Raw genomic sequence first — 10541 nt, 5'->3', positions numbered from 1 at the left:
CCGCCGGGCCACAAGCCCCGCAGCGCCGCCCCCGGCACCAGGGATACCCCTCATGCCAGGCCGGCGCTGCGCGGCCGCCCGGCGACAATGGCCCGAGGTCCGGACGGGCAGGGAACGAAGGCCCTCACTTCATATCGTCTAACTAGCAATTGTTGTCGTTTAGAGGCCTGAAAACGACATTAAGTGCGAGTCAGTTGGGACCGCCCGGCTGGAAAAGAGCCCTAGATGATGGCGGCGCGAAGTTGCTTCGCGGCCAGTGCGGGGTCGTCCGCACCGTAGATGGAACCACCGACGACGGCGACATCCGCTCCAGCGCGCTGGACCGCTCCGATGGTGGACAGGTTCACGCCGCCAGCCACGGAGAACGGCACGCGGGCTTCCTCACCGGCGCTCAGCAGGACATCCAGGTTGTAGCCCGGCTTTGCCTGCTCGTCGAGGCCGGCATGGAACTCGATGAACTTGGCACCGAGGGCCCGGGCTTCCTTGGCACGGGTCACTTTGTCAGCCACGCCGATCAGGTCCACCACGATGCCCTTGTTGTGGTCCTTGGCTGCCTTGACAGCACCGGCGATGGTGGAGTCATCGGCGCCGCCAAGCACGGAGACGAGGTCTGCGCCGGCCTTGAATGCGATGTCGGCTTCGAGTTCACCGGCATCCATGGTCTTGAGATCGGCGAACACGATCTTGTCCGGGTGGGCTTCCTTGATGGCGGTCACGGCGGACAGCCCTTCGCTTTTCACGAGCGGGGTGCCGAGTTCGATGATGTCCACGTATTCGGCGACCTTGCCGGCGATCTCGAGGGCGGCTTCGGTGGTGAGGACGTCGATGGCGACTTGCAGCTTCATGGAGGGAATCACTTTCGTTGTGGGTTGAGGTGTTGTTGCGGTGGAAATCAGGGGCTATTCGAGGTTGGCGTGGCGGAGCCAGAGTTCCTCGGCCGGGGTTGCGTCGTTGTCCCACAGGGTCTGGAAGACTGCTTCGGCAGCGAGGAAGAGCACCTGCTCGAACAGGCTGCCTGAGTATTGACGCGACAGCGTGGAACCGTGGTCTGTCTTCTGCGCGGCAGGAATGATGACGACGACGTCGGCCAGTTCCGCGAGCGGGGACGTGGCGTTCGTGGTGTACACGGCGATCCTGGCGCCGGCTTTGGAGGCTGTCTCGGCGGCTCGCACGACGCCGGAGGTCGTCCCGGAGCCCGAGGCTAGCAGCAGGAGGTCGCCCGAGCGGATGGCCGGCGTCGTGGTATCCCCCGCGATGTGCACGTCGAAGCCGAGGTGCATCAGCCGCATCGCAGCCATCCGCAGGACAAGGCCGCTGCGGCCAGCTCCTGCAACAAAGATCCGGCCGGTGGCCGAGCTCCCCGCGATCTGGACTTCCGCAGCCAGGCGGGAGAGCTGCCCGAGGTCGACTTCAGCGGCTGTTTCCGCGATCTCGCTGCCCACGAGGGCCAGGCTTAGCTCGACATCCGGGCTTAGGTCGACATCCTGGGCGCCGCTCGCCAGGACGCGATCTTGGTCTGATGTGGCCTCGGCGGCCTCTGCGGTGGTGGTCATGCGTTGCCTCCTGCTCAGGTGGATGTTCCGTTTGAATCAATCGTTCCGGATTGAACGGATAGGAGTAACACTGAGCACGGGCAGTCTTAACCATCCGTTTGGGTAGTGTGCGCGTGTCCGAAACGGCTAAGGTGGCGGAATGACTTCAAGCACATGGACATTGCTGGAGGCCGTGGCCGAGCTGGCCAACGCTCCGCTCACGAGCATCGCCGAGCGGCTCCGTGAAGCAACCCTTCCGTACGTGGGCAGCAGCGCGCTGGTCATCTTCACCGAGGATTGCACGGGCCGGCCCCAGAAGAAGGCGGGGGCAGAGGGGATCATCAGCCGCGTCTCCATTCCGGAGCTTGATCAATTGCGGGCCCGGGTCAAGGAAAGCGAGGCGTGGCAAGGTGAAGCGACCATCGCCGGCGAGCAGCGGCCCGTTCTCGCTTTGACGTCCGAGACCAACGCACTGCTGACCCTCACCGTGCCGGTCCTGCCCGAAGAACCGTTGGAGCGCGAGTCGGCGCTGCGGATGCTTGACTACCTCTGGCAGCTGACAGCCCGGCGCATCCAGGAGAAGGTGGCGGACGCGCCGCCGTCGTACCTCTTGGAATCCCGCGCTGCGTCAGCCGAGCGGCTCCGTGTCACGGCCGAACTCGTGGACAGGCATTCCACCACCCTGGAGACACTTTTGGCGGCGTTGCGATCGAGCGCCCTCGACGACGCCACTGCCAGAAAAACCGTCACGGACCTGGCCGCTACCTCGCTGGTCAATCTTCGGACGCTCAGCGACCGAACAACGGACCTCGTCGAAGAGCCGGTGGCCAAGGCCTTCGAACGGCTGCGGGAGGACTTGCGACCGCTCATGCATTTCAGTGGACTCGATATCCAGTTCATCGAGCCACCGGTCAACGGACGCGCACTGCCCGGCGAAGTGGCCCACGCCGCCCGGGCGATCGTGCGGGGGCTGGTGCTTGCCATCGTTGAGCAGCCCGAGGTCCGCCGGGTGCGTGTGCAGTGGGATTGCGACGGAGTGAACCTCCTCGTCAACGTTCGCGACGACGGCCTTGGCGAACTGACGGCGGATTCGCCCAACATTTCCCGGCTCAACAGCAGGGTGTCGGCGCTCGATGGTCGCATGAACATCGAGGTCATGGCCGGCTGGGGGGCTGACGTGCAAGTGGTCCTGCCGCTGGATCCCCCGACGGCTCCCGTGGGCGACATCGGGGGATGGGGCTTGGCGGAACGCGAAATCGAAGTCCTCCAGCTGCTCGCTGCCGGCCAGCGCAACAGGAGCATCTCGGCCAAGCTGCACATCAGCGAAAACACGGTTAAATTCCATGTCAGGAATATCTTCAGGAAGCTCGGCGTGGGCTCACGAACAGAGGCGATTGCCTTGGCGCACAGCCACGGACTGCGGGCGCCGAACTAGCCGTGCACGGCGGCCCGGTGCGGGGCTCCCTAAACCCGCAGGGAAGCGAGCTTTGCCTCGAGGATCTGGGCCACGCCGTCGTCGTCGAAATGGGGCGCCTGCTGGCCGGCTGCGCTGATCGCCTCCGGATGGCCGCTGGCCATCGCATAACCGTCGCCCGCCCAGCGCAGCATCTCGACGTCGTTGGGCATGTCGCCGAAAGCCACCACATCGGCGGCGTCGATGCCCCGGGATGCCGCATATTCGGCGAGTGTGACGGCTTTGTTGATACCGGGCGCCGACATTTCCAGGAGTGCGGTCCGCGGCGCCGAGTGGGTGGTCTCCACGAGATGCGCGACGGCGGGCTGCACCTTTGCGAGGAAATCATCCGGAGTGCCGCTGCGGGTCACGGCAAGGAACTTCACCACGGCGTCGTCCGCGGTCAGCGTTTCGTCCAGCCAAGCGGGAGTGAACTCGGCCAGGAGCTCGCTGGTCTCGTTCTCGATGAACCCGGGTTCGAGATGGAATCCGGTAAGGGTTTCGGCCGCGAACAGGGCGTCGGGCCTGAGCTGTTTGATGATCCGGCGGGCCTCAAGCACAGACTCGATGCTCAAGGCATTCGCCGAAATCAGCTTGTCAGCTTCAAGATCCCACACCACTGCCCCGTTGGAGCAAATAACGATGCCGCTGTGGCCGATCTGCTCGCGGAGCGGGTAGAGCCAGCGCGGCGGCCGCCCGGTTACGAACACCACCTCAATGCCCGCGTCACGGCAGGCATGGAAAGCGCGGATGGTGCGGCTGCTGATCTTGCCGTCATGTCCAAGGATGGTGCCGTCAATGTCACTTGCTACGAGCCGCATTATGTCAGTCTACGTGGGGGCGGCCGCCGTCGACTTAGCCCCTGGAGCTAACGCTGTTCGAAATGGCCCGTGATGACGGCCCGGGCCAGCGTGTGAGAAGCCAGCTTGCGGACGAGGGCTTCCGTAGAGGCACCGGCGTCGAGGCCCAGTTCTTCGACGTCGACGGCGTGCACCGCCACGATGTAGCGGTGCGGGCCATGCCCAGGCGGAGGCGCGGCGCCCAGATAACCGGGGAACCCGGCGTCGTTCTTTAGCTGAAACGCGCCGGTCGGCAAATGCGCACCGCCCGGAACGCCGGCGCCGGCCGGCAAGGAGCCCGTACCGGCGGGAATGTTGACCAGGGCCCAGTGCCAGTAGCCTCCGGCCCTGGGGGCATCGGGGTCGAAGACGGTGACGACGTAACCTTTGGTGCCCTCGGGGGCTCCGTTCCAGCTCAATTGCGGGGATTCGTCCTTGCCGCCTGCGACGCCGAAGCGCTTGCTGGTCTGGGCGCTGCTGAGTGCGTCACCGTCCTTGAGCGAGGCGCTTGTGACATCGAAGGAGGGGACACGTGGGAGGTCGGCGTAGCTCATGACTGCCTTTCGACACTTGCACCGGACTCCGGGACGCCCAGGGCGTTAAGTTCCGCGCGGGTCGGCGGGTTCGCGCCTGGCCGGGAGACCGTGATCGCCGCGGCGCGCGCCGCATGGTTGAGGATTCCTTCGAGCACTTCGGCGGGCATGGCATGCAGCTCGTCGCGGTTCTGGGCCCCCGCCAGCCCGTGGTCAACGATCCCCGAGAGGAGCGCGGCCATGAAGGAATCGCCCGCGCCCACCGTATCCGCCACCTCTACCTTTGGTGCGTCCACCTGGGCCTCGCCCGCGGCGGTGACGCCCCAAGGGCCGGCCGCGCCTCGCGTGACCACCACGACGGCGGGTCCCCCGCTGCCGCCCAGGCCCAGCCAGCGTCTGGCCGATTCCAAGACATCGACGCCGGGATAGAGCCACTCAAGGTCCTCGTCGGATGCCTTGACCACGTCGGCAAGCGCCACGAAACGCTCCACCTGAGCCCGCGCAAATTCTCGATCCTTGATGATGCTGGGCCGGCAGTTGGGATCGAAGCTCACAGTCGCGTTCGGATGGGCATGCTCGACGGCGGCAAGGACCTCAGCCGCGCCCGGCTCCAACATGGTGGCAATCGAGCCCGTGTGCAGGAGCGATGTCCCCTGAAGCATGAAAGGCAAGCGCGCGGCGAGGCCGGGGAGCTCCCAGGCGAGGTCGAAGGTGTAGCTGGCAGCGCCGTCGTCGTCGATCAAAGCGGTGGCCACGCTCGTGGGACTCTCATCCGGCGGCAGCGGGACCATGACGGAACTGGAGCGCAGATGGGCAGCGATCGATTCCCCGTAGGCGTCCTTGCCGAAGCGGCCAATGAACTGGACCGCGTGGTCCAGTCTGGCCAGACCCACGGCAACGTTGAGCGGACTGCCGCCCACGTGGGCGTCGATTCCCGAGGAACGCTGGACGACATCAACCAGCGCTTCACCTATGACTGTCAGCATGGGACAACTCTGCCACGCGGATGTGGTGCGCGTCTCTCGATGACAGCTGGTGACTTTGCCTGCAAACCGTCACCCCAGCAGCCGCTGCACCAACTCCCGGCACTTCTTGTACGCGACCGCCCTGGGGTCGATCAGGTCGTAGTGGTCGCCGGGCACCTTGAGGAACTGGGCCGCGCCCCCGGAAGCGGTGGCTGCGGCAACGTAGGCCTCGGACTGGCTGCAAGGGACATCCTCGTCCGATGCAGCGTGGACTGCGAAGACCGGAACGGGGATAGGCAGGGACCTCATGGGGTCCGCATAGATATGCCGTTTGGGGTATCTCACCGAGTCGCCACCCATGAGGTTGTCGACCGCGCCGTTGCTCAGGTTGAGCCGCTCGGCGTCAGCCAAATTCAGCAGACCAGATTGGCTCACGACGCCGGTCAGCCGCACTGCCGCGCCGTTTTCATGCCGATGGAGCTGCCGGTCGGCGTCCGGGGCGCCGATCTTGGAGAGCTTTTCCCGTCCCGCTGCCCAGACCGCGAGATGGCCGCCCGCGGAGTGTCCCAGCGCCACCACTTTGTTCAGATTGAGTTCATGCTTGCCGGCAATCTCGCCCAGGTGGTCGATCCCATCGAGGACATCTTCGAACGTATGCGGCCAGCCGCCTCCGTTTCCTGCCCTCCGGTACTCGAGGTTCCAGGCGGCTATTCCATGCGCAGCGAGGTCCCGGGCAATCGGCTCACCGAGTTCCGCGCCGTACTGGGAGCGCCAATAGCCTCCATGGATCACCACCACCACTCCGTCGGGTCTGCTGCGGTGTGGCTGCAGCGAATTGTCTGGTACGAACAGCTCGCCCCATTGGCTGGAGTGCTGGCCGTAGTAGTACTTGTGCCGCTTCATCGTGTCCTCCTTTGTGCCGAGCCTATCGCGGAGGAGCGCCGCGGAGCGGGAGCAATGGTTTGAGGATCAACGCGGAGCCTTCCTCAAGGCACTGCCCGAGCGTACCCTCCTGCTTCCAGGTGGCGCACCGGTAGCACCAGAGGCTCCTGCTCCGCTTCACTGTCGGCCCTCCACCGTAAGCTGGAGGCATGGCTAGCAATTGGGACAGCTTGGATCCTCAGCTGCGCGAATCAGTACAGGCGAATGTGGAGCTCTACGAACGGGTCCGGCCTGCCCTGAAACTCGTTACCCGCGACGTCCTGTTGACCCTGCGGGACATGCTCAAGAACAGCGAGTCCGTGCCGCTCTTCGTCACGGGACGCACCAAGACGGTCGAGTCTTTCCGGGAGAAGATTTCCCGTACCGAGGTGCCCTTGGAGGGCGGCCCGCGGGTGCTGAAGTTCCCGGACCCGTTCCGGACCCTGAACGACATGGTGGGGCTGCGCGTCATCACCAAGCTTCCGGCCGAGAACGCCGCGGTTGCCAACTTGATCAAGCGCCAGCGCCAACTTTTCGATTGCCGCGGCGACCTTGAGAAGGACATCGGCTCCATAGAGTCCGGCACCTACGGATATTCGAGCCGCCACCTTATCCTCCGCACCATCCAGAACGAGTCCGTGAAGGCCTACCAGCAAGTCTTCAATCCGGACATCCCCCCGAATGGCAGCTACTTCTTCGAGTGCCAGATCCGCACGGTTTTCGCGCACGCCTGGAGCGAGATCGAACACGACATCCGCTTCAAGGCCGAGGATCCGCGCGCATGGACGCCGCATTTCGACCGCCAGTTCACCGCCACAGCGGCAATGCTCGAAACCGTGGAGAGCGCCTTTGCCGACCTCCACGAACGCTACGAGGAAGTCCGCGGTTACTGGGACCTCGACGGTGAAGGTTCCATGCCCCTCACGCCCAATCGTGTGCGTGACGTTTGGCGGACGCTGCTTCCGCACGTTGACCGTAAAGTTGATGACGACTGGGGTTGGGCCGCGGAGCTTCTTGCGGCCCACGGACTGAACAAGACCGTGGAACTCGCCGGACTCCTCAGTGCCAACCGGATCACCGAGGTCCGCAAGGCCCTGGACCACCGTTACTCCCCTGGACCGGACCGCCTCCTGGATGACCTCCTGCTGTGGCAGTACGGCACTGAACACATCGACCTCACCGCCGAGGCGCCCGATGTCGTCCCCCACCCCCGGCGGGACAGCCTCCAGCGGCGCCTCAAACAGATTGAGCGGTACCGCCTGACCAACAGCTAAGGACCCATGACACCCGAGCAGCTCCAGTCCCTCCGTTTCACGCTGCGCTCACCACGCAGGCTCAAGACGGAAGCATTGGCCGGCTTGGTGGTGGCGCTTGCCCTCATTCCGGAGGCCATCGCGTTCTCCGTAATCGCCGGCGTGGATCCACGGATCGGGCTTTTCGCGTCCTTCACCATGGGAGTCACCACCGCGATCGTCGGCGGCCGATCAGCCATGATCTCCGCGGCCACCGGCGCCGTCGCACTCGTGATCGCACCAGTCATGAAGGACCACGGGCTCAACTACCTGATTGCCACGGTGATCCTGGCAGGCATCTTCCAAATCGTCCTGGCGGTCCTGGGCGTCACGCGGCTGATGCGCTTCATTCCGCGTTCGGTGATGATCGGGTTCGTGAATGCCTTGGCCATCCTGGTGTTCATGGCGCAGCTGCCTGAACTCCTAGGCGTTCCCTGGATGGTCTATCCGATTGTGGCCGTCGGGCTGCTGATCGTCTTCGGTTTGCCCAGAATCACGACGGCGGTGCCCGCGCCTTTAGTGGCGGTCGTCGCCCTCACAATCGTCACGGTACTGGCCGGAATCAATGTTCCTACGGTGCATGACAAGGGCGAACTTCCCAACAGTCTTCCCGGTTTCTTCCTGCCCAATGTTCCTTTGACCTGGGAGACCTTCCAGACGATTGCACCGTTTGCTTTGTCCATGGCGCTGGTGGGCCTCCTGGAGTCCCTCTTGACGGCCAAGCTCGTGGATGACATCACGGATACCCGCTCCAACAAAACCCGTGTTTCTTGGGGCCAAGGCATCGCCAACATCGTCACCGGTTTCCTGGGTGGCTTGGGCGGCTGCGCCGTGATTGGCCAGACCATGATCAACGTCAAGGGTTCGGGTGCCCGCAGCCGGCTGTCGACGTTCCTGGCCGGAGCGTTCCTGTTGGTCCTTGTGGTGGCGCTCGGGGACGTGGTGGGCATGATTCCGATGGCCGCTTTGGTGGCCGTGATGATCTTCGTATCCCTCATCACCTTTGACTGGCATTCGATCCGGCCCACGACGCTCAAGCGACTGCCGAAGTCCGAGACCGGCGTCATGCTCGTGACGGTGGCCGTGGTGGTGGCCACGCACAACCTGGCCATCGGGGTAGGAGCGGGCGTTCTGACGGCCATGGTGCTGTTTGCGAGGCGAGTGGCCCATTTCGCCACTGTGGAGCGGAGCGAACTCGAGCTCAACGGCCGGACCGTGGCGAGCTACACGGTGGACGGCGAGTTGTTCTTCGCCTCGTCCAATGACCTCTACACGCAGTTCGACTATGCGAAGGATTCCTCGGAGGGAATCGACCACGTGGTCATCGACCTGCATGCCTCGCACATCTGGGATGCTTCCACCGTTGCCGTACTGGATTCCGTGACCGAGAAATACCGCAGGCACGGCCGCGAGGTGGAGCTCATCGGCCTCAACGCGGCGAGCGTCCGGATGCGAGAACGGCTGGCAGGCAAGCTCAACGCAGGCTAACGTCCCCCGGCCCACCCAACTCACTCGCAGTTGTTGTCGTTATGAGCCGCCAAAACGACAACAAACGCGAGTCAGTTGGGCTCGGGAAAGCTACGGAGTCTTGAACTCCCAAGGCGCGGCCTTGGTGGTTCCCGCGCCAATGGTGCGTCCGGCGAGCCGGTCCAGAAGCAACGTGATGGCTCCTTCGAGGGCTTCCGGTTCCGGAGTCCCGCCCGCGGATCCAGGGGCCAGGACATCGAACCCGGCAGGCTGCATCGTGTCCGAAATGATGACCTGGGCTACTCCGCGCCGGGCCAGCTCCCCCACTGTGAGGTCAAGGAGGGTGCCGGGTGGAAGAGCCCCGATAATGGCGCCGTCGGCACCGCCGGAGAGCATGAACCGCCGCCATCCCTCGCCGATGAGGATCACGGGCTGGTAGCCATGCTGGGGCAAAATGCGTGCCGCCGCCGTCGCCAAGGCCCGGTCCCACGGCCACTCAAGGTCGCCGATGGCGATCGCCACGAGGTCGGTCTTGCCGCGGCGCATTCCGCGGGCGGCCTGATTGGGTACGTAACCCAGTTCCTTGGCCGCGGCTTGGACACGCTCTTGTGTTGCTTCGCTGATGCGGGTGGTGCCACCAAGGCGCCCGGACAAGACGTAGGACACGGTGGTGAGGGAAACGCCGGCGCTTTTGGCGACGTCCCGGATGGTCGGCTTGGCTCCAAGTCCCATGGCCTAGCGCTTTCCTTTCTTGCGGGAGCCCTTGCCCCTGCCCTTGTCCGGGTTCGGGGCATAGCGCTGAGCCACTGCAGGCTTTTTGGCACCGGTCCCGCGCCGGTCCGGCTTGGGTGCCCTCTTGGGCTTCTCTTGCTGCGCCGAAGGCTGCCGCGAACTCTGCGCGGTTCGGCCCCGGACAATGCCAATGAATTCCTCGATGACCTCGCTCGAGGAGTCGCTCGGCCAGGCAAGGGCGATCTGCGTCCCTTCGGCCCCGGTCAGGCGCCGCGCTACCGTATCCTTGACGTTGAAATGCCGGGCCACGGACATCGGCAGGATCACGACGCCGGCACCCGAGGCCACCACCTGCATGGCCATCTCCGGCCCGCCCATTGCGGTGACATCCAGGAAGTTCTCCTCTGCGAGATCCTCCAGCGCCACCTCTTCGAACACCGAGATTTCGTGGCCCTTCGGGGCCACCACTACGGGCTGCTCTTCGTAGAGCGGAATGACGTGGAGTCCATCGCGATCCACGGGCAAGCGGACAAAGCTGAGATCCGCGGAACCGTCGCGCAGGACCTCCAGCTGCGCGCCGTCGTCGGACATGAACGAGTGCAGCGGAACATCGGGCATGCGTTCTTCCCAGCGCCGGATCCATTTCCCGGGCGTCACGCCGGCGACGTAGGCGAAAGTCAGCCCCTGGGGGCCGCTGGTTTCAGCGTCGGAGGCGCCGGGGACGCCGACGGCGGGCAGGGATTCTTGATCGGATGGCACCAGTTCACAGTACCGCGCGGGCGGTAGCCAACGCAGCGCCGGCCCAAG

11 protein-coding genes are annotated in these 10541 nt (G+C 64.8%); 3 read left to right on the top strand and 8 right to left on the bottom strand.

What is annotated here, in order from left to right:
• Positions 1–221: 221 nt before the first annotated feature.
• Entirely contained in the window at positions 222–845 is a 624-nt protein-coding gene (gene hxlA / locus ACFVTG_RS14875; protein ID WP_284750955.1) for a 3-hexulose-6-phosphate synthase, read from the bottom strand.
• A gap of 54 nt (positions 846–899) precedes the next feature.
• Positions 900–1553 carry a 6-phospho-3-hexuloisomerase gene (gene hxlB, locus ACFVTG_RS14870; RefSeq protein WP_390281562.1) on the bottom strand — a complete coding sequence of 218 codons (654 nt, stop codon included), beginning with the start codon at positions 1551–1553 and terminating at the stop codon, positions 900–902.
• 139 nt (positions 1554–1692) lie between these two features.
• Here hxlB and ACFVTG_RS14865 point away from each other — a divergent pair, with 139 nt between their 5' ends.
• Positions 1693–2967: a response regulator transcription factor family protein gene (locus tag ACFVTG_RS14865; RefSeq protein ID WP_284750957.1), complete on the top strand. Its 1275-nt coding sequence runs from the start codon at positions 1693–1695 to the stop codon at positions 2965–2967.
• A 29-nt stretch (positions 2968–2996) separates the two neighbouring features.
• Here the strand turns inward: ACFVTG_RS14865 and ACFVTG_RS14860 are convergent, their stop codons facing one another.
• The 4 genes from ACFVTG_RS14860 to ACFVTG_RS14845 form a co-directional block, all read right to left on the bottom strand.
• Positions 2997–3806, bottom strand: coding sequence for an HAD family hydrolase (locus tag ACFVTG_RS14860; protein ID WP_284750958.1), 810 nt, complete (start codon positions 3804–3806; stop codon positions 2997–2999).
• A 47-nt stretch (positions 3807–3853) separates the two neighbouring features.
• Positions 3854–4378 carry a YbhB/YbcL family Raf kinase inhibitor-like protein gene (locus ACFVTG_RS14855; protein ID WP_390281557.1) on the bottom strand — a complete coding sequence of 175 codons (525 nt, stop codon included), beginning with the start codon at positions 4376–4378 and terminating at the stop codon, positions 3854–3856.
• Positions 4375–5343: a carbohydrate kinase gene (locus ACFVTG_RS14850; protein WP_284750960.1), complete on the bottom strand. Its 969-nt coding sequence runs from the start codon at positions 5341–5343 to the stop codon at positions 4375–4377. Before ACFVTG_RS14850 ends, ACFVTG_RS14855 begins: the two co-directional genes overlap by 4 nt.
• Positions 5344–5412: 69 nt before the next feature.
• Entirely contained in the window at positions 5413–6225 is an 813-nt protein-coding gene (locus ACFVTG_RS14845) for an alpha/beta hydrolase (RefSeq protein ID WP_284750961.1), read from the bottom strand.
• Between the two features lie 188 nt (positions 6226–6413).
• Here ACFVTG_RS14845 and ACFVTG_RS14840 point away from each other — a divergent pair, with 188 nt between their 5' ends.
• Both ACFVTG_RS14840 and ACFVTG_RS14835 read left to right on the top strand, forming a co-directional pair.
• Positions 6414–7517: a GTP pyrophosphokinase family protein gene (locus tag ACFVTG_RS14840; protein WP_059388901.1), complete on the top strand. Its 1104-nt coding sequence runs from the start codon at positions 6414–6416 to the stop codon at positions 7515–7517.
• Positions 7518–7523: 6 nt separating this feature from the next.
• Positions 7524–9023 carry a SulP family inorganic anion transporter gene (locus ACFVTG_RS14835; protein WP_284750962.1) on the top strand — a complete coding sequence of 500 codons (1500 nt, stop codon included), beginning with the start codon at positions 7524–7526 and terminating at the stop codon, positions 9021–9023.
• 90 nt (positions 9024–9113) lie between these two features.
• On the opposite strand, the gene ACFVTG_RS14830 is transcribed toward ACFVTG_RS14835, so the two are convergent.
• Positions 9114–9734: a LacI family DNA-binding transcriptional regulator gene (locus ACFVTG_RS14830; RefSeq protein ID WP_284750963.1), complete on the bottom strand. Its 621-nt coding sequence runs from the start codon at positions 9732–9734 to the stop codon at positions 9114–9116.
• A 3-nt stretch (positions 9735–9737) separates the two neighbouring features.
• Entirely contained in the window at positions 9738–10493 is a 756-nt protein-coding gene (locus ACFVTG_RS14825; RefSeq protein WP_390281554.1) for a LysR family transcriptional regulator substrate-binding protein, read from the bottom strand.
• Positions 10494–10541: the final 48 nt, after the last annotated feature.

It is taken from the genome of Arthrobacter sp. NPDC058127, assembly GCF_042884555.1.
Classification (GTDB): Bacteria; Actinomycetota; Actinomycetes; order Actinomycetales; family Micrococcaceae; genus Arthrobacter.
Note: the sequence above shows the minus strand (reverse complement) of the source record. Positions and strands in the feature narration are given on the sequence as shown.